General features: G+C 58.1%; 22 protein-coding genes. 11 read left to right on the top strand and 11 right to left on the bottom strand.

The annotated features are described in order from the left end of the window. Positions 1-82 precede the first annotated feature (82 nt). Together M017_RS0112650 and M017_RS0112645 are read left to right on the top strand one after the other, a co-directional pair. Entirely contained in the window at positions 83-790 is a 708-nt protein-coding gene (locus M017_RS0112650; protein WP_031498344.1) for a response regulator transcription factor, read from the top strand. Beyond that, positions 790-2286, top strand: coding sequence for a sensor histidine kinase (locus tag M017_RS0112645; protein WP_051669993.1), 1497 nt, complete (start codon positions 790-792; stop codon positions 2284-2286). The genes M017_RS0112650 and M017_RS0112645 overlap by 1 nt, the downstream gene beginning before the upstream one ends. A gap of 2 nt (positions 2287-2288) precedes the next feature. On the opposite strand, the gene M017_RS0112640 is transcribed toward M017_RS0112645, so the two are convergent. Genes M017_RS0112640 through asnB form a run of 7 tightly spaced genes read right to left on the bottom strand, consistent with a single transcriptional unit; the run spans position 2289 to position 10227 of the window. Beyond that, positions 2289-3779, bottom strand: a complete 1491-nt coding sequence (locus M017_RS0112640; RefSeq protein WP_031498342.1) for a S10 family peptidase — start codon at positions 3777-3779, stop codon at positions 2289-2291. Between the two features lie 23 nt (positions 3780-3802). Next, positions 3803-4261: an MgtC/SapB family protein gene (locus M017_RS0112635; protein ID WP_031498341.1), complete on the bottom strand. Its 459-nt coding sequence runs from the start codon at positions 4259-4261 to the stop codon at positions 3803-3805. A 22-nt stretch (positions 4262-4283) separates the two neighbouring features. Further along, positions 4284-4937: a hypothetical protein gene (locus tag M017_RS0112630; RefSeq protein WP_031498340.1), complete on the bottom strand. Its 654-nt coding sequence runs from the start codon at positions 4935-4937 to the stop codon at positions 4284-4286. Beyond that, positions 4934-5350: a hypothetical protein gene (locus tag M017_RS0112625; RefSeq protein ID WP_031498339.1), complete on the bottom strand. Its 417-nt coding sequence runs from the start codon at positions 5348-5350 to the stop codon at positions 4934-4936. The genes M017_RS0112630 and M017_RS0112625 overlap by 4 nt, the downstream gene beginning before the upstream one ends. Continuing rightward, on the bottom strand, positions 5347-6564 hold the full coding sequence (locus tag M017_RS0112620) for a tetratricopeptide repeat protein (protein WP_031498338.1): 1218 nt from the start codon (positions 6562-6564) through the stop codon (positions 5347-5349). The genes M017_RS0112625 and M017_RS0112620 overlap by 4 nt, the downstream gene beginning before the upstream one ends. Before the next feature lie 4 nt (positions 6565-6568). Further along, entirely contained in the window at positions 6569-8374 is a 1806-nt protein-coding gene (locus tag M017_RS0112615) for an ArnT family glycosyltransferase (RefSeq protein WP_080507706.1), read from the bottom strand. Continuing rightward, on the bottom strand, positions 8308-10227 hold the full coding sequence (gene asnB, locus M017_RS0112610; protein ID WP_051669992.1) for an asparagine synthase (glutamine-hydrolyzing): 1920 nt from the start codon (positions 10225-10227) through the stop codon (positions 8308-8310). The genes M017_RS0112615 and asnB overlap by 67 nt, the downstream gene beginning before the upstream one ends. A gap of 54 nt (positions 10228-10281) precedes the next feature. Between asnB and M017_RS26620 the strand changes: the two genes are divergently transcribed. After that, the gene (locus M017_RS26620; protein ID WP_051669990.1) at positions 10282-11466 is read left to right on the top strand and encodes a DNA recombination protein RmuC; all 1185 of its coding nucleotides are present in this window, start codon (positions 10282-10284) and stop codon (positions 11464-11466) included. Between the two features lie 5 nt (positions 11467-11471). Here the strand turns inward: M017_RS26620 and M017_RS0112600 are convergent, their stop codons facing one another. Beyond that, positions 11472-12323 carry a glycerophosphodiester phosphodiesterase family protein gene (locus M017_RS0112600; protein WP_031498332.1) on the bottom strand — a complete coding sequence of 284 codons (852 nt, stop codon included), beginning with the start codon at positions 12321-12323 and terminating at the stop codon, positions 11472-11474. 56 nt (positions 12324-12379) lie between these two features. On the opposite strand from M017_RS0112600, the gene M017_RS0112595 reads away from it, so the two are divergent. Next, positions 12380-13243, top strand: coding sequence for a M55 family metallopeptidase (locus M017_RS0112595; RefSeq protein ID WP_051669988.1), 864 nt, complete (start codon positions 12380-12382; stop codon positions 13241-13243). On the opposite strand, the gene mqnE is transcribed toward M017_RS0112595, so the two are convergent. Together mqnE and M017_RS0112585 are read right to left on the bottom strand one after the other, a co-directional pair. After that, the gene (gene mqnE, locus M017_RS0112590) at positions 13240-14367 is read right to left on the bottom strand and encodes an aminofutalosine synthase MqnE (protein ID WP_031498330.1); all 1128 of its coding nucleotides are present in this window, start codon (positions 14365-14367) and stop codon (positions 13240-13242) included. The two genes, M017_RS0112595 and mqnE, sit on opposite strands and share 4 nt — an antisense overlap. Next, the gene (locus M017_RS0112585; protein WP_031498329.1) at positions 14360-15256 is read right to left on the bottom strand and encodes a UbiA-like polyprenyltransferase; all 897 of its coding nucleotides are present in this window, start codon (positions 15254-15256) and stop codon (positions 14360-14362) included. The genes mqnE and M017_RS0112585 overlap by 8 nt, the downstream gene beginning before the upstream one ends. Before the next feature lie 52 nt (positions 15257-15308). Between M017_RS0112585 and M017_RS0112580 the strand changes: the two genes are divergently transcribed. From M017_RS0112580 to dgoD, 4 genes are read left to right on the top strand one after another with little or no spacing between them, the layout of a single operon-like run. Beyond that, complete coding sequence (locus tag M017_RS0112580) at positions 15309-15734, top strand: DUF192 domain-containing protein (RefSeq protein ID WP_162179912.1); 426 nt, start codon at positions 15309-15311, stop codon at positions 15732-15734. A gap of 3 nt (positions 15735-15737) precedes the next feature. Further along, positions 15738-16484, top strand: a complete 747-nt coding sequence (larB, locus tag M017_RS0112575) for a nickel pincer cofactor biosynthesis protein LarB (protein WP_031498327.1) — start codon at positions 15738-15740, stop codon at positions 16482-16484. Positions 16485-16487: 3 nt separating this feature from the next. Next, entirely contained in the window at positions 16488-17474 is a 987-nt protein-coding gene (locus M017_RS0112570) for a tetratricopeptide repeat protein (protein WP_031498326.1), read from the top strand. A 10-nt stretch (positions 17475-17484) separates the two neighbouring features. Beyond that, on the top strand, positions 17485-18648 hold the full coding sequence (gene dgoD / locus M017_RS0112565) for a galactonate dehydratase (protein WP_031498325.1): 1164 nt from the start codon (positions 17485-17487) through the stop codon (positions 18646-18648). A gap of 7 nt (positions 18649-18655) precedes the next feature. Here the strand turns inward: dgoD and M017_RS0112560 are convergent, their stop codons facing one another. Further along, positions 18656-19732 (bottom strand): M24 family metallopeptidase, encoded by a 1077-nt coding sequence (locus M017_RS0112560; RefSeq protein WP_031498324.1) that lies wholly within the window; start codon positions 19730-19732, stop codon positions 18656-18658. Between the two features lie 158 nt (positions 19733-19890). Between M017_RS0112560 and M017_RS0112555 the strand changes: the two genes are divergently transcribed. From M017_RS0112555 to M017_RS27690, 3 genes are read left to right on the top strand one after another with little or no spacing between them, the layout of a single operon-like run. Then, positions 19891-20670 (top strand): IclR family transcriptional regulator, encoded by a 780-nt coding sequence (locus M017_RS0112555; RefSeq protein ID WP_031498323.1) that lies wholly within the window; start codon positions 19891-19893, stop codon positions 20668-20670. An 18-nt stretch (positions 20671-20688) separates the two neighbouring features. After that, a complete protein-coding gene (locus tag M017_RS0112550) occupies positions 20689-21486 on the top strand; it encodes a creatininase family protein (protein ID WP_051669984.1) in 798 nt (265 codons plus the stop codon). Positions 21487-21524: 38 nt separating this feature from the next. Further along, positions 21525-22031 carry a hypothetical protein gene (locus M017_RS27690; RefSeq protein WP_031498320.1) on the top strand — a complete coding sequence of 169 codons (507 nt, stop codon included), beginning with the start codon at positions 21525-21527 and terminating at the stop codon, positions 22029-22031. The last annotated feature ends 104 nt before the right edge of the window (positions 22032-22135 follow it).

The following is a 22135-nucleotide window of genomic DNA, read 5'->3' as shown; positions in this document are numbered from 1 at the left end:
CGATCTGGCATCAAAGTGTAAAGGTTGCGTAAAAGTGCCGAATTGCAATCGCTGGAGTGCTTAAGCTTATGCTTGGAAGTCGATGAGCGAAACTCCGCTGCTAATTATCGATGACGACGTCAAACTGGCCCGGCTCCTGAAGGACTATCTCACTCCCCTCGGCTACGAGGTGGATGTCGTGCACAACGGATCGGCCGGACTGAAAAAAGCTCTCGAAATGCCCTATGCCGCAGTGATCCTCGACGTGATGCTGCCGGGAATGAACGGGATGGAAGTGTTGCGCGAACTGCGCAAAGAGAGCACCGTCCCCGTGCTGATGTTAACGGCATTGGGAGATGAACCGGACCGGATTGCCGGGCTCGAAGTGGGCGCCGACGACTATGTTCCAAAGACCTTCTCCACCCGCGAGTTGCTGGCGCGGTTGCGAGCGGTACTGCGCCGCAGCCAGATGAATGCCCGCGTGCGGATGGAGGCAGAGAGCATGGTCACCGTCGGAGAGCTCAAAATCGACGTCGAAGCGCGCGCCGCAGAGCTGCGCGGCGAAGCGTTGCTGCTGACTCCGATTGAGTTCGACATGCTGCTCAGCCTGGGCCGTGCGGCGGGCCGGGTGAAGTCGCGAGAGCAGTTGTTGCTCGAGGTGGCGGAGCGGGATTTTGAGGTGTTCGACCGTTCGATCGATGTCCATATCTCCTCCCTCCGGCGTAAGCTGGGCGACGATGCGAAAGCGCCCCGGTGGATTGAGACGGTGCGCGGCGCGGGGTACCGCATTCGGAAGTCAGGGGGAGATTGATGCGAATTGAACCGCGTTTCCGGTTGACCACCAAGATTCTTCTGCTTGCCTTGTGCAATGTGGCGGTGTTGGGCATGATGTGCCTGGCCTTGCTTCGCTGGCAACTGGGGCAGGAGTTTGAGAGCTTCCTGATGGCGACGGCGCGCGAACGGATCGTATCGCAGACACGCAGCATTGCGCTCGAAATGCGCGATGTCGAACGTAGCACCTGGACGCAGATTTTGAGCGAGCACAGTGCACGCAATGGAGTGACTTTTGCGTTGTACAAAGGCGACGGCGAGTGGATTGCGGGGCCGGCGCTCAGTCTTCCCCATGAAGTGAAAGAGCGGATGTTTGTCCCGGGTGGCCGGGAAGGCGGACGCGAAGGGGGCTGGCCGCGCGAGGGCCCACCGCCGATGCTGCGCAAGGACGATCCGCGCAAAGAGGGTCCAGGACGTGGGTTGAACGCTTATGGTGGCGGGCCGTTTCTGATCAGTGCAAAGTCCGATTCAAAGTACAACTTCTGGGTGGCAATGCGTACCTTTGTGCCGCCTGGCGGGGAGGGCGAACGCCCGTCGCGAGGCATTCTGATCATCGCCTCGCCAACCTTGTTGACGAACCCATTCTTCTTTCAACTGCGGCCCTGGATTCTGATTGGGCTTGCCGCCGTCATTGTGAGCGTCCTATGCTGGGTCCCCCTGGTACGGGGATTGACGCGTTCGATCCATCAGATGACGAGTGCGACGGCCCGCATTGCCGAAGGCGATTTCGATGCCCAGGTTTCGGTGAAGCGGCATGATGAGCTTGGCTTGCTCGGTGCGTCGATCAACCGAATGGCCGCGCGGCTGGGCGCCTTTACTCATGGCCAGAAGCGATTTCTGGGAGATGTGGCTCATGAGTTGCGCTCGCCACTCGGACGCATGCAACTGGCCTTGGGAATTCTTGATCGCAAAGTGGACGAGAGTGGCGAAGCCTATGTGAAAGACCTGGCAGAAGACGTCCGCATCATGAGCGGATTGACCGATGGTCTGCTTGAATTCGCAAAAGCAGAGATGCGTCCAGAAACGATAGCCCTGGGTCCAGTGAACGTTGCAGATGTGGTGTGGCGAGCCGTACGCGCAGAGCAGCGGCCAGGCATTGCCATGGAGGTCAAAGTGGACCCGCTGCTGATGGTGAAGGGCGAGACCGAGTATCTGTTCCGTGCCTTGGCGAACGTCATTCGGAACGCGGTTCGCTATGCCGGACCGGAAGGGCCCATCGCCGTCGGAGCCAATAGCGCAAGAGGCGAAGTGAGCGTGGTGGTGACCGATGCAGGGCCGGGAGTTCCGGACGAGTCTGTCGACCGGATCTTCGAGCCGTTCTTCCGGATCGATGATGCCCGCGACCGGGAAAGTGGCGGCGCCGGCTTGGGGCTCGCCATCGTCAAGAGTTGCGTCGAGGCCTGCGGCGGGCGCGTCAGTTGCCGCAACCGGAAGCCCAGAGGGCTCGAGGTGAGCCTGGTGTTTGAGGCCGCGTGATCTTAGTGGCTGGCCTCATCGAGAAAGGCAGCGACATCCGACTTGAGTTTCATCAATGAGGGAACGCTGATGTACATCATGTGCCCCGCCTCATACTCCTTCATCGTGATGTTTTGCCGCAGCTTCGGCGACAGCCTCATGTGGGAAAAGGTATATTCGGTAGCAAAAAAGGGAGTGGCCAGATCGTAGTAGCCGTTCGCAACAAAAACCTTCATGAAGGGGTTGCGATCCATCGCGGAGCGGAGCGCGTCGCTCGTATCCACATAGCGATTCTGCACCATGGAATAGTCCCAGGGCATGATGCCGCCACCGAGCGCAAAGTACATGGCATCGGTTTTGTAGTTGAGCTCTTCGCGTACATACTGGTTCATCGCATGCGAGTAAGGCGGCATGATCGCCGACATGCTGGGATCGAACTCCGGATTGGTTGCGCCCTGGTCTCCATCGGTTCCGATGAGCCGCGAGTCGAGCCGGCCCACCGTGATGTCTTGATCGCGGCGCAGTTCCTTGGTGAAGCGCTGGATCTCGATGCGCAGATTGTTATTGAGCAGGAAGGTCTTCGAGAGGCCCGTTAACTTGGAGAGCTTTGTCGCAATGTTGTCGCGCTCGGCTGCGGTGAGCCGGTCCCCTTTCATGAGCGCAAGTGCGTACTCGCCTTCAGCAAAGGCGCGGGCTTCTTTGAGCGTGGCTTTCAGGTCTTTCTGGTAAACCGGGTCGATCTTCTTGTGGTACCAGGCGGTAGCGACGTACGTGGGGAGGAAGAGGGCAAAGGGCAGGTCGTTCGCTTTGTCGAAACGAGCCGTCTGGAAGTTCAGAATCGAGCTGATGAGAATGACCCCATTGAGCGCATAGCCACGAGTAGTCAGCGCGCCGGCAAGACCGGCAGCGCGCGTGGTGCCATAGGATTCCCCAGCAAGAAAGAGCGGCGACGAGAATCGATTGTTCCGCGCCAGATAGAGGCGGATGAATTCACCAACCGAATCGATGTCTCCAGTGAGTCCGTTAAACTTCCGAGCTGTTTCTGGCTTGGTGGCACGCGAAAAGCCGGTGCCCACCGGGTCGATAAAAACGAGATCGCACTTATCGAGCCAGGTGCCTGGATTGTCCTCTAGTCGATAGGGAGCCGGAGGCATGGAGCCGTCATCATTCATGCGAATGCGGCGAGGGCCAATGGCGCCGAGTTGCAGCCACAAAGTGCCGGCACCCGGACCGCCATTGAATGCAAAGCAAAGGGGACGCTTAGCCGTCGCATCTGTGGCCTCGACCGTGTAGGCAACGTAGAACATTCCTGCTTCGGGTTCTCCAAGAGCATTCTTAATGGGCAACATGCCAGCAGCCGCTTTGTACTTGAGAGGCTTGCCGTTCAAGGTGATTTCGTGAGCAGTGACAATCGGCGCTTCCTCGTGAAACGCCTGGGTAGGAACACCGGCGCCACCACCACTTTGCGCAAGGCTGAGGAGGGCCGCAAGGACAAAGAGAAAGACCAGCTTCATTGGGGCCAGCTTAGCAAAGGCGATCAGTCATCGGCCAAGGGAGTCCCGCGGTCGAGCGGCGACAGGATGCGGGTCTTGAAACGCCGGGAGTAAACCAGACTGATGTAGTTGAAGAGGCTCAGCCCGACAGCAACGTGATAGGCTCCCAACCCGACGGCAGCACCGACGATGCCGATGGACCAGACGCTTGCCGCCGTTGCCGTACCAGAAACCATGCCCCGATCTTTCAGGATGGCTCCGCCACCGACAAAGCCAATGCCCGTCACAAGCCCCTGGAGCACGCGGGAATAGGCGTCGGAAGTGCCACCGATATTCTTGACCAAAAGTGTCAGGCCACAGCAGGCGATCGCAACAATGGGAAAGGTGCGAACGCCTGCAGAGTGCTCTTCCCGCTCCCGGTCGAGGCCAATGGGAATCGCGAGTAGATAAGCAATCGTCAGACTGACAAGGTCCATGGCGTAGCCGCTCAGGGAAGTGGGCATTTGGAATTAGGCCGCTTTCGTTTTACTTTTTGGTTGGATCGTCTGGTACGACTTCACCCTTCTTACGAAGGGTGGGCGGCTTGCGTGTTTTCAACTTGGGATCGGCTTCAGCAGATTTTGCTGCAGCAGGATTGGCCGCTTTCTCGCCCGGTTCTACCGGGGCGACACTGGCTTCGCGCTCCTGCTTGTCGCGCTTGAACTCCTCAGCAACACGCTTCCCTCGGGCGGACATGTCTTCTTCGCCAGAACTGATGGAGTCCCGCGTGGTTTCAAGCGCCGTGGTCAGGACAAATTCATAACGGGAGCGATCCCGTGCTTCCGCGGCTTCGAATTTCTCCAGCTTGACGAGCATCGCCTTTTCAGCCTTGATGACAGCCTGAATGCCTTCTTCGAGCACAGCATTCCGGCGGAGCGCATCATCCGAAACAGTATCAATGGCTTCAATGATTTTGGAGTATTCCTCGAGTAAATTATGAATGAGAATCGAGCGGCCGGCTTTCTCCTTGGCAAAGAGTTGCTCCAGTTGATCGATCCGCTGGCGCGCGAAGAGCGTATAGAGCTTGAGCCGTTCATTCGGCTCCTGCGTCAGGCGGACGCGGTCCACCTCATCCTCTGTGAGGAAGTCCTTTTGCGCCTGCAAGAGGAGGGGGAGAAAGAAGAGCCAGCGTCGGGTCATTTTTTCTTACTCATCACTCCTTCGATTAGTGCTTCATGAACGGCATTCACACGCTCATGGGCCGATTGGAGAGCATCGCGGTCCTCCACGCTCGCATCTTTCAACAAAGTGTCGATACGGCGGAGGAACTCGCGGGTGCGAAGCTCTGCCCTCTTGTAGTTTCTGGTGTTCTGATAAGGCCGTTTCCCCATCGCCTCCAAAGACTTGAGGGAAAGCTCGGTCGCCTCAGCAGCCATCTCCAATTTTTCCTTTGTTACAGCGGTGGTTCCATTGGTAGAGGACAGGCGCGCCTCATCCAGGTTGGCAGACGCAAGAGCGAGCGCCGCCTGATAACGCTTCTCCGCATCCGGCAGATTCCGGATCTCCTCAAGAGATTGCGCAGCGAAGATGAGGAAGAGGAGAGAAAGGATCATCGGTTGACTTCTCGTTCGAGGATTTTGATTCGCTGGCGCGACTTGAACTCTTCATCCGGAAACTTGCCACCCGCGACGCTCAGGAAGTCCTGGTAGGCGGCCAGCGCGAGCTTAGCTTGGTTCCGATTCTGCTTGATCTTGTCTAAAGTGATCGCCCGGAGATACTTGTGGCCCGGTTTCTCGGCATGGAGCTCCTTCACTTTGTCGAGTGCGGTGAGTGCGATGTCGTAGCGATCCATCAGGACGGTGACCATCGCCAGATCCGACCAAGCTTCGGAAGACTTCGGGTCCAGCTTCACTGCCAGCGCAAACTGATTCGCAGCCAGATCGAACTTGCGGAGTTCGCGCAAGAGCCGTCCATAGAGCAGACGCAGTTCGCCGTTGTTCGGATCGAGGCGCAACGCTTGATCCATAATCGGCTGGCACTTCTCCGGCTGCTTGTTCTGCAGGTAGGCTGTGGCCAGCGCAGTGAGGTTCGCAAGGCTGGGGCTTTGCTGGACGGCTGCCTCCAATTCTGGAATCGCGCTGGCGGACTTTCCGGATTCAATCAGGAGTTCGCCGAGCCGTTCGCGCGTGCCGGGTTCATTCGGAAAGCGGCGATAAATCTTGATCGCTTCCTCGTAGTTTTTGTCGGCCTCGTAGACACTCGCCAGTTGGAGGAGCGCGGGTTGGAAGCTGGGATCGAGACTCGCAGCTTTCTCGATCCATACCGCGCCTTCAGCAGTCTTGCGCTGGTTGAGGAGAGACTGGCCAAGACCCTGTGCGGCTTCTGCCGAGTTCGAGTTGATTTGGAAAGCAGCGCGGAAGGCGGTCTCGGCCTCGACTCCGCGGCCGGCGTTCAAAAGCGCATCGCCGAGATAGTAATTGGGCCGGTACTGATCGGGCTTCGCTTTGGCAGCAGCCTCAAGATAAGGAATTGCATCTTGAGACAGCTTCTGGCGCAGCAGCAGAATCCCCAGATTCAATTCCGCTTCGTAAAGACCAGGCTTGAGCGCGAGGACTTTGCGGTAATTCGCAGTGGCCGCGGAATCCTTATTCAGGACCGACTGGGCAAAGGCCAGGTTAAAGAAGGCAGAGTAGTCTGCCGGGTCCGCCAGCGTAGCCTTGGTAAAAAGCAGTTCTGCTTCCGCAGGCTTGCCGGCATCAAGCGCTTTGATGCCATCCTCGACAGGGGATTGCATGGCAAGCGCGAGTAAGAGAAGCGGCCCGATCACGCCTTCAGGATAGCGGCAAATTCGTATAAAGGTGCTTGCCGCCGGACTCCTTCACCTCAATCAGATGCCCAGGCCCAAGAAGCTTTTCAATCCGCTCGACGGCCGGGTGCTCGATGGTCAAATAATAGCGGCCGGAACTGAGCCAGCGCTGCTTGAACTGCTGGTCGTCGATGAAGACCTGCGCCGCATTGGGGGCATAGCTGCCGTACTCGAGATTATTGACACGGCCGTTGAGCAGAAGCGCTGTTTTATTGGTGTAAAAGAAGATGCTCGAGAAAGCGTAGTACTGATTGTCCGCAATCCATTGGCCCGGAGGGGCCTGTACCAAAGCCGTGGCTAAGGAGCGCGACCCGAGGAAGGGATCAAAGGTGATGAGCGCGATGCGCGCCGCGTTGAGAAAGGTGACACTCATCAGCGCCAACGCCAAGACGGCAACGCGAGGCGGCAGCCAGGCGCCAATGCTTCCGATCAAGAAAGCAATGCCCGCGATGACGAGAGGCGTACGGAGATAGGCGAAAGCCGGGATCGTGAGGTCGCCCATGTGGCCGAGAGAGAGCGTATAGGCGTCCGGATTCTGTGCCGCAAGCGCACGCGAGATGTCGCCTGGAGTGGAAAGATTCCAGACCTGCGAAAGCAGAAAGAGGATCGCGAAAAGGGCGAGCGCAGAAACAATTCCGATGGCGCGCGTGGGCCATCGCGGAGGGTTGTGTTCGCGAGTCATCGCCGAGGCGATCAGAATCGCCAGCGCTGGGTAGCACGGCATCGAATAGTACTCTTGCGTGGTCGAGAAGGTGAAGAAGATGAGCAGGAAGCCCGCCCAGCAGAGGCAAAGCAGCGTCAGCCGGCGATGCCGTTCGGAATTCGCTCCGCGGAAGGCAAAAAGATTCAGAGACCAAGGGAAGAGCCAGGCCAGGTGGAGCAGCCAGAAATCGAGCCGCGGCACAGTATTGTAGTCACGCGGGTGGCGCATGTTCAGGAATCGGAAAACATGCTCATTGAGAAAGTAGAACCAGAAGAAGCCATGGTATTCGCCGGGAACGCTGCGCATGGTGAGGTCGAAGTAAGGCGGATTCGCCAGAGTGGCCGCGATGTGCCACGGGGCGGCGATGAGCAGAAGAATGGCGAGCCCTTCGACAATGCGGAGGCGGCGCCAGGTTTCTACCGCAAAGAGTTGGTTGGTGAAGACAAGAAAGAGGACCGCAGCAGCGCCAGGAAACAGAAAGGCAATGAGGCCTTTGAGCAACAGTCCGATCGCAATCGAGGCCGAGAAGACATTCGACCAGAGGCGCGGCGAGCGTTCCTCCCGATCCAAAACCCGCAGGAAGGCCCAGAGAGCGAGCGCAATAAAAAAGGTGAGGATGACGTCTGGAATGAGGATGCGCGTGAACAGCCAGAGGCCGAGGCTAGTAGCCATGACGAGGCCTGCGGTGAGGCCAAGACGCGGGTTGGCGGCCCAGGCGGCAATCCGCGCGGTCAGAAGAGAGAGCGCAATGCAAGAGAGGCCGATGGGGATCCGGGCGGCCCAGTCGTGGACGCCAAAGATCGCAAAGCTTACGGCCATGAGCCAATAGACCAGCGGTGACTTTTCCAGATAGGCAATGCCGTTCAGGCGCGCAGTGACCCAGTCGCCGGAGTCGAGCATGTTGCGTGCGATCTGTGCCTGCACCGCATCGACGTCATCCATCAAGCCTGGGGGGCTGACAATGGCGGGAATGTAAATGAGCGCTGCGAAGAGCAGGACGATCAGTAAGTAATTGCGGTCTGATGCCGAACGGGACTGGTAGGAACGCCCGTAGGTTGAATCTTCCATCGTTTCATCCAAAGGAACAGAGTCAGCAGGCCCCAAAGTTGGTAGCCGGCATTGGTGCGACGGGCCAGGTGACGCGCGATCAGTTGTTCTATCTCAGGCCAGGAGAAGATGCCGGTGTCGCGAACAGCCCGCTCCGTAACGGTGTCGAGCAGCAGCGGCTTGAGCACGGTGCGGAACCAGTGGTGGGTTGGAATATCGAAGCCTTGCTTGGGCCGCGACAAGACACTGGGCGGAATTTTATCGCGCACCAGTTCACGCAGAACGTGCTTTAGAGAGGAACCATTCCGTTTGAGGTGCTGCGGGAGCCGCCCGGCAAACTCGACAATGCGATGGTCCAGAAACGGCGGCCGCACTTCGAGAGAGTGGGCCATCGACATGCGATCACACTTGTAGAGAATGTCGTCCGGCAGGTAATAGAGTTGATCGAGCCAGAGATTGCGATTGAGCGCACCCACCGTACCGGATTCGGTGGGAAGGCGGCGATACAAGTCCGAGGCGGGACGATGTGCCATGCCAGGGGCGATCGCTCGCTTTTCGGCAAGCGAGTTGGTGCCGTTCCAATAGAGATGCGCGTCTTCTCGAGATTGCAACGACCCTTCCAGAAAACGCTTCGCCTTGTACTCCAGACTGATCTTGTCGTTGGAGGCCGGGTAGAGATTCGCGAGCGCCAGAGCAGACTTGCGCAGGAAGCGAGGTACAGTCTGAGACTGCGCGGCATACTCGTCTGCCAGATAGGTTTGATAGCCCGCAAACAATTCATCTGCGCCCTCTCCGCTAAGCGCCACAGTGACATGCTGCCGTGTCATGCGCGAGAGGAACCAGACAGGAAGAGCGCCAGCATCGGCACTGGGTTCGTCTGAGTAAAACGCGAGTTGTTCGATCGCATCAACAAGGCCCGATTCCGGGTTGACGTCGAACTCGTGGTGATCGGTGTTGTAGACCTTGGCGACTTCGCGGAACCAGGGCGATTCATCAAAATTGCGGCCAGTGAAGGAAACCGAGAAGGTCTTCAACTGACGGTCTGCCTGCTGCGCGGCGTAATGGAGAACCGTGGTGGAGTCGACGCCTCCCGAAGCCCATATGCCGAGAGGAACGTCAGAGACCAGATGTTCCTTGAGCGAAAGTTGCATCAGGTGGTCGAGTTCGGCCTTTGCGTCGGCGAGGGTCATCTGCTCGTCGGGACGCATCTGGAGAGTCCAGTAGGGCTCCTGGGTGAGCGTGCCGTCTTTCCAGCGGAGGAAGCAGCCAGGACGGAGCTTGTTAATGCCCGCGGCCAGGGTGTAGGGCTGGGGGACGTAGTTCAGGGAGAGATAGTAAGTGAGACCGTCACGATCGAGGGTGCGTGGGACTTCCGGATGCTCGAAGATCGTCTTGAGTTCAGAGCCGAAGTAGAGGTCTTCGCCTTGCTCGTGGAAGTAAAGGGGCTTGATGCCGAGGCGGTCGCGGACGACGTAGAGCTCCCGCGAGGGCTTGTGCCAGATCGCAAAGGCGAACATACCACGAAGCCGCTTGAAGCTGGCGATGCCCCAGGCCCGGAAGGCTTCGAGCACGACTTCGGTGTCGCAATGCGAGGTGAAGCGATGGCCGAGCGATTCGAGCTCGGAGCGCAACTCCATGAAGTTGTAGACTTCGCCGTTGAAGACGATGACGGTGTTGCGGTCCTGGGAATGAAAGGGCTGCGCACCGGCGCTGAGGTCGATGATCTTCAGCCGCACCGCGCCAAGAGAGACGGTTTCATCCTCGAAAACACCTTGCTGGTCGGGTCCCCGATGGGTGATGGAAGCAGTACACGCAGCAATGCGGCCCAGAGGAGGGGCCGTGTTGAGATGTGTAAAGCCTGCGATCCCGCACATCCTTCTATTGTCGCAGGGAAGCGTAGAAACGACGAAGTCTACAGTAAAGGAAGCATGGATTCCAATGTATGGCTGCTCGCCCTGCTGGCAGCAGGGCTGATTTCGACGCTTTTACTCCTGATCTTGCGCGGAAGTCGCGGGAGCGGGGGGATGCTCGACGAATTTTCGCGGATGCGGAAGGAATTCAGTGACTTGGGAGCCGGGCTGCGCTCGGATCTGCAGCAAGGATTGCGCACCCAACTCGAGCAGCAACGAGAGGAAGCCCGTGCGCTCGAGAGCCGGCTGTTCGACCTCCGGAGCGAGATGGAGAAGCGGCTCGGCGCGATCGAAGCCATGAATGCAAAGAAGCTGGAAGAGATGCGGGCCACCGTCGACGAGAAGTTGCAAGGGACGCTGGAAAAACGGTTGGGAGAGAGTTTTCGCTTGGTCAGCGAGCGGCTCGAACAAGTGCATCAGGGCCTGGGAGAGATGCAGACACTTGCCAGCGGTGTGGGTGATCTGAAGAAGGTGCTGAGTAACGTAAAGACGCGCGGCACCTGGGGCGAGGTGCAGTTAGGAGCGTTGCTCGAGCAGGTGTTGACCGCCGATCAATTCGAGAAGAATGTGGCGGTGACAGGGACGCAGGAGCGGGTCGAGTTTGCCGTAAAGCTTCCGGGCCAGGAGTTGCACGGCTTGCCGGTCTGGCTGCCAATCGATGCGAAGTTTCCGATGGAGGATTACCAGCGGCTGGTGGAGGCGAGCGAGAGCGGCGATGTTGCGGGAATTGAGTGGGCCATTCGCGAGATGGAGAAGCGAGTGCTTCATTTTGCCAAAACAATTCGAGAGAAGTATGTTTCGCCGCCGCTGACCACGGATTTCGGAATTCTTTATTTGCCCACCGAGGGCTTGTACGCCGAGATGATGCGGCGGACGGCATTTGTGGAACAGGTGCAGCGCGAGCAGCGGATTCTGATGGCGGGGCCAAGTACGCTGCTTGCCCTGCTGAATAGCTTGCAGATGGGCTTCCGCACGCTGGCGATCCAGAAGCGTTCGGGTGAGGTGTGGGAGTTGCTCGGCGTCGTCAAGGGCGAGTTTCTGAAGTATCACGATGTGCTTGGTAAGGTGCGGGAGAAGCTCGATCAGGCCTCAAAGACGATTGACCTGGCCGAGCAGCGGACACGGGTGATCCAGCGACGCCTGCGCAACGTGGAAGAAAGTGGGGAAAGAGTGGCACTCGGCGGGGAGATCAGCGACGAGTAGCAGCTTCAGATTGCCGGTTTCGCCTTCAGGAATTCCTGCAAGCCGGCCGGATCGTCCGTGAGAATACCATCCACACCCAAGGCCGTGAGACGCTTCCATTCTTGCCGGTCATTGGTAGTGCCACTAAAGACACGAATGCCTGCGCCATGCAGCGTTTTCACATCCCCAGGCTCAATCACGCGGAAGTTGACAAACTGGATGGCTCCGCCCAGAGCACGGGAGGGATCCACATAATTGTCGAGGTGCTTTGCCGGGTTCAAGAGGCACAGGGTGACGTCGGGGTTGATGCGGTGCATGACGGCGAGAGTCCGGTGATCGAAGGATTGCAGGATGATCTGCTTCGAGACCCCATAGCGGCGCAGTTGCCGATCAATCAGCGCAACAATGTGTTCCGGATTCACAAAAGTTGGCGAAGCATCGCGATCCATTTTCGTCTCCAGCATCAACTGCACATTCTGGCCTTGGACTAGTTCGAGTACTTCTTCGAGAGCAGGCATGCGCGCACCAGGAGCGAGCACTTGCCGCGGGAAGGCAGGATTTCTGGTGGAGCCGCAATCGTAGCGTTGGAGTTCAGCGAAAGTCAGTGACCGAATCGGGATGTCCTTCGCGACAGGCTTGCCGTCCAGAGAGCAAATCGCGCTGTCGATATTGAGATCGTGATTGATGATCACCCGATCATCTTTGGTCGCAATGGCATCGGCTTCGATTACGGTTACTCCCGCCTGTATGGCGTGCCGGAAGGCCGCCATCGTGTTCTCTGGCCGTTCTGTACGGCAGCCACGGTGCCCAATCGGAATCGGGGGAGCCGCGAAACCAGCGAGCGCAAGAGTGAAAGCCAATAAGCTACGGTGCAGCATGCGTCTTTTCAGTTTGCCGCAGCCGGGGCTGGCCTTGTGGTGTTAAGCTCTGCCTGATGTTGCTCAATTCCAGATGGATTCCCGTCCTGGCGCTCAGCGCCTTTGGCCTCTTCAGCGAGACTGCGATCGCACAAAAGCGCGTGTTTGTGATCACCGATGCAGAAGGCGTGGCTGGAGTTTGCCACCAGGACCAGACCGATCCCAAGGGAACCGACATGCCCGCATTGCTCACCGGAGAAATCAACGCGGCAGTGGAGGGATTTCTTGCCGGGGGTGCGACCGAAGTGATCGTCTGGGACGGCCACAGCATGGCACACAACCTCTCGGCGCTCACCATCCATCCGAAGGCGCGGCTGATCATGGGGGCGCTCCCCGCTGCGATGACCCTGGAACGGAAGTATGCCGCTATCGCCTTTGTGGGACAGCATGCCATGGGAAATGTCCCCGATGCGATCATGGCGCATAGCTTCAGCTCCCTGGGCATCCAGACGATGAAGGTGAATGGAAAGCCAGTCGGCGAAATCGATGTGCGGGCCGCGATGGCCGGACATTTCGGCACACCGGTGATCTTTTTGTCAGGCGATCATGCCGCAGCCGACGAGTTGAAGGCGATTGTCCCCAAGGCCGTCACCGCGGTAGTGAAGCAGGGCCTGCTGCGTAATAGCTGCGAGACGATGTCGGCCGTTGCCGCTCGCGAGCTCATTCAAGCCAAAGCCAAAGAGTCGATGAGCCAACTGACCTCGATCGCCCCTTATACGGTAAAAGGCCCGGTGACCCTTGAAATTGAGTACACCACTCGCAATTCACTGAACCCTGATGCCAAATACTGGCCCAATGCGAAGGTGCTGGGCGACCGCACGGTGCAGTTCTTCGGCAAAGACATCATCGAAGCCTGGACCAATTCCCGCATCTTCCGCTAAACCAGAATCGTGAACGCCGCCTCAGGGCTGGCGGCCATCTGGCTGCGATCAACCTTACGGTACAGCGTGTCGCGCTCGACAGGCTCGCGCCCCGCTTCGCGGATCAGGCGGGTGAGTTCTTCGCGGCGGAGGCTCTGGCTCGTTGTCGCACCAGCATCGTGGTAGATCTTTTCTTCCACCACGGTGCCATCGAGATCGTCTGCGCCAAAACGCTGGGCAATTTGCGCCATGCGCGGCGTCATCATGATCCAGTAGGCCTTGATGTGCGGGATGTTGTCGAGCATCAGCCGCGAGATGGCGATGTTCTTGATGTCGTCAAAGCCAGATGTCACCGGCACATGATGGAGCGGCGTGTTCGCCGGATGGAAGGCGAGCGGGATAAAGGTCTGGAAGCCGCCAGTCTCGTCCTGGAGCTCACGGAGCTTGAGAAGATGGTCCACTCGATCTTCTTCAGATTCCACGTGCCCATAGAGCATCGTGCAGTTGGAGTGCAGGCCGAGCTTGTGCGCTTCGCGCGCGGTATCAATCCACTGGCTGCCGTCGATCTTGTGGTCGCAAATGATGCGCCGCACCCGCTCTGAGAAGACCTCGGCTCCACCACCAGGCATCGAATCCATCCCAGCGTCCTTCAGCTTCTCGAGCACTTGACGGATGCTGAGCTTCGTACGCGTCGAGAAATAGCCGATCTCCACCATCGTGAAGGCCTTCAAGTGCACGGCGGGAAAGCGCTGCTTCAGGCCACGCAACAGATCGCAATACCAATCGAGGGTGAGAGTGGGATGGAGTCCACCAACGATGTGGAACTCCGTTACTGCCTCGGTGTATCCTTTGCCCGCGACTTCCCAGGCCTGCTCGTGCGACATCGTATAGCCATCGGGATCGCGCACCTGCTTGCCAAAGGCGCAGAGCTTACATTGCGCCACACAGACATCCGTTGGGTTGATGTGGCGATTGACGTTGTAGAAAGTCTGGTTGCCGTTGATGCGCTCGCGCACGAGGTTCGCCATCTGACCAAGGGCCAGGATGTCGGACGAGCGGTACAGCGTGACACCCTCGTCAAAGTTGAGCCGTTGTCCGGCAGCGACCTTCTCGCCAATGGGCCGCAGTCTGGGGTCACTAAACATTTCGATACACCTCGATTGCCATGGAAAGAAAGTAAGACATCCCGATGAAGCCGTTGACGGTAAAGAAGGCGATGTTCACCTTACTGAGATCGTGTGCTCGCACCAGCGACTGCTCATAGAGCAGCAGCGCGGCCACCGGGATGACGGGCCAGATGCTGAGCTGGAATTGCTGCGACAGGAGTGCGAGCAAAATCACCGTGAGGACATGAAAAACGCGGCTGACAAGCAGCGCGTTTGCGATTCCGATGCGGGCAGGAATGCTGTGAAGCCCTTCTTGCTGGTCGAAGTCTGTATCCTGGCAGGCGTAGATGATGTCGAAGCCGGCAGTCCAGAACAGCACCGCTAGCGTGAGCAGGCCAATGCGCCAGTCGAGCGTGCCGGTAATCGCAATCCAGGCCGCGCTGGGCGCAATGCCAAGACTGAGCCCGAGGACCAGATGAGCCAGCGAGGTAAAGCGCTTGGTGTAGCTGTAGAACAGCACGACGATCAGTGCCACCGGCGACAACAGAAAACAGAGAGGATTCAACAGGTAGCTGACGACGGCGAAGAGAACGCAATTGGCGACAAGAAAGCCAAGCGCAAAACTGCGGCTGAGCAGCCCGGCAGGAAGGTGGCGTGTCGCCGTGCGCGGGTTCTTCGCGTCGATCCGCTCGTCCAGGATACGATTGAAGGTCATGCCTGCACTGCGGGCCGTCACCATCGCACAAACAATGAGGAAGAGCTTGTACCAGGGCGACTCAAGATTGAAGTGGTTTTCCCGCACGGCCAGCAGCGCACCGGTGAGCGCAAACGGCATCGCAAAGATGGAATGCTCAAACTTGATCATGTCGAGCGTGCGGCGAAGGCGCTCGAAAAATCCGAAGTCAGCGACGGGTGCGATGTGGGCCATGCGTGGGATCTACTACCATTTTAGTTTGATGCGCCTTTTTGTAGTGTGTTGCATGATTGCAACTCTTTTGATGTCCTGCCGCCAGTCCGACGAGGCAGAGCGATTTGGTTTGCGAGCCGTGACGATGCCCAATGGCAAGTCGATCTATGCCGAGATGGCAGTGGATAATATGGAACTGCTGCGCGGAATGATGTTTCGCGATTCGCTGGCGCCCGATCGAGGGATGCTCTTTCTCCATAATAAGCTGGGCAAGTATCCCTATTGGATGTTCCAAGTGAGGATTCCGCTGGACATCATCTGGCTGGACAACAAGAAGAATGTGGTGGAAGTGATCCCGAATGTGCCGCCCTGCCCTGCCACCAGTTCAACCGGCTGTCCCACTTTCGGCGGGACCAAAGAGGCGCAATTCGTGTTGGAACTCGCGGCCGGCATGGCGGCCAAGTACGGCGTAGAGCCAGGAACCAAGGTCGATTTTTAGCTCATGAATCAGGAACAAGTCCGGGAACTGTTTGAGAAGGTGCGCACGGGCGAAGTGAGTCCGGAAGTAGCAACCGAACGGCTCAAGCATATGCCGTTTGAAGATCTCGACTTCGCCAAGGTGGATCATCATCGATCGTTGCGGCATGGCATGCCGGAAGTGATCTTTGGACAAGGTAAAACACCCGAGCAGATTGCGTCGATTGCAGCGAGCCTCGCCGCGCGAGGCCAGAATGTGTTGGCCACTCGCGTCGTCCCTGAAGGGGCGGCAGCCGTACAGGCGATGCTCCCCGAAGCGGAATATTATCCGCTCAGCCGCGTGCTGATCCTGCGCCGCGAAGTGAAAATGATGGGCAAGGGGAAGATCGTGGTGATGTGCGCCGGCACAGCAGACCTGCCCGTGGCCGAGGAAGCACGGCTGGTCGCAGAACTGATGGGCAATGAGGTGGATGCGATTAGCGACGTTGGCGTCGCGGGGATCCATCGCCTGCTCGAACAGCGGGAAAGGCTGTGGGCGGCGCGAGTCATCATCTGTTGCGCGGGGATGGAAGCTGCGCTGCCGAGCGCGGTGGGTGGGTTGGTAGGTTGCCCGGTGATCGGAGTGCCCACCAGTGTGGGATATGGGGCACACTTCAATGGCCTGGCGTCGTTGCTATCGATGTTGAACTCTTGTGCGTCCAATGTTACGACCGTGAATATCGATAACGGATTTGGCGCGGCTTATGTCGCTGCCTTGATCAACCGGATTTAAAATATGTACCTTTTTGCGATTTTGATTTTCACTCTGAGTGCCTCGGCGCAGTTGTTGCCTACCGACCAAGCAAAGCCGCCGGTCGCCACAGAGACAGTAGCCGGGTCTGCACAACCACAGGCCGCAAGCCTGGGTGGGAACGCACTGTTCGCCCCGAAAGACCCGGATGGCCGGATTGCAAAAGCCTATGAGGCTCTGGCCAAGGCGCCCAACGACCCCGAAGAGTATGTGAAGGCAGGCAGAGTGATGGAGTCGGTGCTGCACTTTCGAGATGCAGTGACCCTCTATACCAATGCCATTGAGAAATTCCCCAAGGATTATCGCTTCTATCGGCTCCGTGGACAGCGCTACATTACCACACGGCAATTTGACCTTGCCATTGCAGACCTGAAGACGGCGACGAGCCATGGGACCGGCTCCTTTGAGCCTGCCTACTATCTGGGTCTGGCCTATTATTTCAATGGCGATCACGAGAAAGCGGCGGAGGAATTCGGACGCTGCGAGGCGCAGATGAAGAAGCCGGTGCCCGGCGCCACTCACATTGCGGGGAACCGGACCTGTGAATCCATGCGCGATGACCTGAACTGGCTGATTCCTCTACAGTATTGGCACTATCTGGCGCTGCGCCGGGCAGGAAAAATGGAGGAAGCAAAGGCTTATCTCGACACGGTGAGCCCGCTGCTCGAGATCAAGGCGTCGAAGGCTTTCTACGATACGCTGCTCTTCTTCAAAGGCATCAAAGAGATCAACGAGATGCTTCAGGGCGCCAATGAAGGCTCGCGGGAGTTTTTAACGCGCGCCGCCGGGACGGCCACTTTCCTGTTTACCGAAGGCGAAAGGGCCAAGGCCTGCTCGCTCTGGAGGCGCGACTCGATGGACCAGAACTGGGATCACCTTGGTGTGATCAACGCCGAAAGCGAGTACTTCCGCAACAGCAAAGCGGCTTGTGCGCTCTACGCCCCTGCAGCCACCCCAGCGCCGAAGCAATAAAGGAACTGCCATGAAGATCACAGCGATTCGCACGCTGGTTGTGAATGCGCGGATGCGCAATTGGATTCTCGTAAAAGTGGAGACCGATCAGCCCGGCTTGTATGGATGGGGTGAGGCAACGCTGGAGTGGAAGACTCGATCGGTAGTGGGGGCCATTGAAGATCTGGCGGTCCTGTTGATCGGCCGGAATCCGCTGCAGGTGGAGCGATGCTGGCAGATCATGCACCGGCAATACTTCTGGCGCGGCGGCATCACCAACATGAGCGCGATCAGCGGGATCGATCAGGCGCTCTGGGATATCAAGGGGAAGGATGCGGGCAAGCCAGTCTGCGAATTGCTGGGCGGCCCGGTTCGTGATTCCCTTCGCCTTTACGATCATCTCGGAGGCGGCAATCTCGAGGGCATGTACACCACTGGTTCTCCTGAGAATTTCGCCGAGTTGGCGCGGCAAAGTGTCGCGAAGGGATTTACCGCGTTTAAGGCGATGCCCATTCCGGTGTGCGAAATGATCGAAAGCCCCGCAGTGCTGAAGAAAGCCGCAAAGTGCGTCCAGGCGATGCGCGAAGCGGTGGGCGACGAGATTGACATCATGGTGGACCTGCATGCCCGCACCTCACCGGCAGCGGCAATTCAGTTTGGACGGCTGCTCGGTGACTACAACCTCTACTGGTACGAAGAACCCTGCTGGCCCGAGGATGTCGATGCGCTGAAGGAAGTGAAGGACGCGTTGCCAATGCCAATTGCCACCGGAGAACGCCTCACCGGACGTTGGGAATTCATGGAGCTGTTTGAGAAGCGCGCCGTCCACATCATCCAGCCCGACGTTTCCCATTGCGGAGGCATCAGTGAAGTACGGCGCATCGCGGCGATGGCGGAAGCCTATCTCATGCCTGTCGCCTGCCACAATCCACAAGGCCCGGTGAGCACCGCCTCGTCTATCCATGTTGGCTTTGCGACCCCGAATTATTTGATTCAGGAGGTCGTTCGCAATGACGTTCCATGGAGGAATGACATCCTCGGAGCACCCCTTGCGATTGAAGGCGGGAGCGTACTCCCGCCAACCGCGCCTGGGCTCGGCATCGACATTAACGAGAAAGAAGCGGCAAAGTATCCGTTCCAACCGGAAGTGACCATGGCGTTTGAGCGCAAGGATGGTTCGGTCGCCGATTGGTAGGCAGCACTCAGAGCTCTGTCGGGTAATCGAATAGATTTTGCAGGCCACTCGCACGGACAACATAGTTGTCTTCGATGCGGATGCCACCCTGGAGCGCCGCCGTGTAGACGCCGGGCTCGAGCGTGATGACGTCCCCTTCAACAAAGCGCTCCTCGGAACCTGGAATGATGCGCGGCTCATCGTGGCCATCTCCACCTATGCCGTGGCCCAGATGATGCCAGAAGCTGCCTTCTGTCACCCCTTTTGCATCGAGAAGTTCCTTCGCAGCCCGATAGACATCTTTGACCAGCACGCCCGGACGAACGAGCGATTCCGCAAGCCGTTTTGCTTCAAGAACCGCCTCCCAGGCGCTGTATTGCTCGTCCGTCGCGGCGCCCGCGCAGAAGGTGCGGCAGGTGTCGGCAAAGTACATTTCCGGCGCAGGGAACAGGTCGACGGGGCAAAGGTCCCCTTGCTGGATCTTCCGGCGCGTGGGCGGGCCTCCGCCCCGGATGGCTCTCTCGCCAACCGCAAAATCGCCCTTCATCACAAAGCTGGTTCCCAGATGCTGCGCCATCACCGCATTCACTTCGGTATAGAGGTCCAGTTCTGTTGCTCCCGGTTGGATGACGCGGCGCGCGGCATCATAAGCAGCCCGGTGCAGGGGAAGACAGGCGGCAATTGCCGCAATTTCATCTTCGTCTTTGCTGCGGCGCAGTTCCCGCACCACAGCATCGGCAGGCACCGAATGCATGTTCAACCGGTTGTCGAAAGCGGCAGCCAGGCGGCTGGGAATCGAGGCCTGTTCCACGGCCCAGGAACCGAAGCCACTCGTCCATTTCACCAGATGCTCTTTCAGCAGATCAGCGAGATCCCCCACCGGATCCACAATCGAGCGAGCAATCGAATAGCTCTCCGTGCGCAAGGTAAACCGGTCTCCGTTTCCGCGCAAGGCAAAGATCACGGGTTCTTCGGCCGGGACAATTTCGCCCGTCAGACGATAGATCGTGCAGCGATTGGCAGTGACAAAAAGGTCCCATCTTTCGGTGCTCATGCGGTCGAGCATGCGCTTGACGCGGACTTCACAAAAGGCGGCATTTAGCATGTTTGATCTCAGTATGAAGCCAGCATGGGTCTCTGTTGGTTGCAAGCAAAGCATCAGCAACAGGCTCAGTAGTTAGATTTCTCGAAATAAGGTTGATCCAACAGATCCCCTAAGAGTGAATGTGTTCTATTGGTTAGAACTGCATTCCATTCCGACCCATGGCCGCCAAAAATCATATCGATCTTGTCATCAAGACGCTCCACGTGTTGGAATCTCTCTCTTCGAGCGATTTCGGAAAACCGCTCAAGCAGATTGTCGAAGAAGTGGGTCTGGTGAAGAGTTCCGTCTTTCGCATTCTCTTCACCTTGAAAGAGGCAGGCTATGTGGAGCAACCGGAGAGCAATGGAGTGTACCGGCTCACCCTCAAGACTGCCGGCTTGTCACGTAAGAACTCAGAGAAGCTGAACTTTATCTCCATCGCCCGCCCCTGGCTGCATGGATTGTTCCAGGAGCTCAATGAATCCGTTGCGCTGGCCGAGAGACGAGAGACTGCGGTGATTCTGGTGGATGTGATTGAGGCGCTCCATCCCTTGCGTCTGACTTTTCATATTGGCGACAACTGCCCGATCCACGCCACAGCGCTCGGCAAGGCGGTAGCAGCCTTTGTCGATGAGGCGGAACTGAAGAGTTTACTCGACCAGGCAGAACTGGCGCCGTTTACACCGCGCACCAAGACATCCCGGAAAGTGCTGAAGGCAGAACTGCAGGCAGTGCGCGAAGCGGGATACTCCGTCAACGATGGCGAAACGCTGAGCGGCGCCTTGCTGGTGGGTGCGCCTGTCTTCGACTCGCTCCAGGCCGTCTGTGGCGCCATCAGCGTCAATATCCCTACGGTACGCTGCCCAGACGGGCGGAAAGAGCAATTGGTGCGGTCGGTTACACACGCAGCCGCAAGGATTAGCGAGGATCTGGCGCGAGTCGGCTTCCAAAGAAGATAGCCTGAAGAAAGTATCCTCATGCGCCTTTATCGCCTGCTTGTCCTATGTCTTTTCTTCCCTCTGTTGAGTTCCGCCGCCGAAGATCTGGTGGAAATGGAGAAGATGACTTGGCCGGAGATCAAGCAAGCGATCCAGGCCGGCAAGACCACCGCCTTGCTTTTCAATGGCGGCACCGAGCAACGGGGGCCACAGAATACAACCGGGGGCCACAATCTGATTGCTAAGTATTTGAGCGCCACCATTGCCCGCCAGTTGGGAAACGCCTTGGCCGCTCCCGTCATTCCCTACTCCGTTAACCATGCCGACCCGGCCCATCCGGGCACCCTTGGGCTCAGTCCCCAGACCTTCGCCGCGGTCAATAGCGATGTCGTGGAACAACTGATCCAGAACGGATTCCGGAATGTTGTTCTCCTGGGCGATCATGGCGGCGGCCAGAAAGAGTTGAAACTGGTGGCCGATCGCTTGCAGCTCAAGTACCGGGCCAAAGGAGTTCGTGTCGTGTATTGTGACGATGTCTATCGCCTCGCCACAGACCGCTTTGATCAGTGGCTCCAGGCCAATGGATACCCGCTGAGCACCCACGCGGGCATTCCCGACACTTCGGAAATGCTGTATCTCGGAGGCAATGACGGCTGGGTGCGCAAAGAACTGGTAGCAAACGCTTTGGGAGACCCGGTCGGGAAAACCAAGCGCATCGATAATGGCATTACCGGCGATGCCCGGCGCGCAACCGCAGAATTGGGCAAGCGTTTTCTCGACTTAAGAATTGAGCTTGCAGTGAAGCAGATCCGCCAGATGCTACGTAGCGCCCGTTAACAATTTGGGAATGGAAACAAACGTGCTGATGCTGTTTCATGAAGAAAAGCGGCACAATCCAAGCGATGAACCTGAGCCCGAAGGGCAGATATCGAGGATTTCTCCTCAAAACAAGCAAGGGAACTGTTCAAATCAACCTACCGAAGGGGAAAACGAATGATCTCCTCAAGCCGGGAGTAGAGATTGCGGCGGAGGTGGAGGAAGAGGAAAGCCGTGGGAAGCGAGGCCATCGCGTCTTCCGTCTTCTGCATCTGCTTAAGGAGAATGGTGGCAACGGTCACTCTCAATTCTCTGGCAAAGTGCTCAGTCTCAACTACGCACGGCACGGAGAGGTGAACGGTGGCATTCTCGATTCTGGAGACTTTCTCCATCTGAAACCGGAAGCGGCACGGGCGGTTGCGCTCAAAGTGGGGATGGAGGTCACAGGCGTCGGCCACACCAAACCGATGGCCGGGGACCATGCCGGGGATCATCTTGTCATTGAGGCGGAAGAAGTGAACGGCATCCAGATGGACCTCCCTCGCAAGGCCACCAAGCAGGCATAAGCTCCCGCAATCCGCGGAACAGATTCAGATGCCCGGTCGCCTCCGTCGGGGCCGTGACAGCAGCGCGGAGTTGCGCTTTAACCTTTGGCGACACCCTCTCCCAT

Source organism: Bryobacter aggregatus MPL3, assembly GCF_000702445.1.
GTDB classification, from domain to species: Bacteria; Acidobacteriota; Terriglobia; order Bryobacterales; family Bryobacteraceae; genus Bryobacter; species Bryobacter aggregatus.
This window is presented reverse-complemented; position numbering and strand designations above follow the sequence as displayed.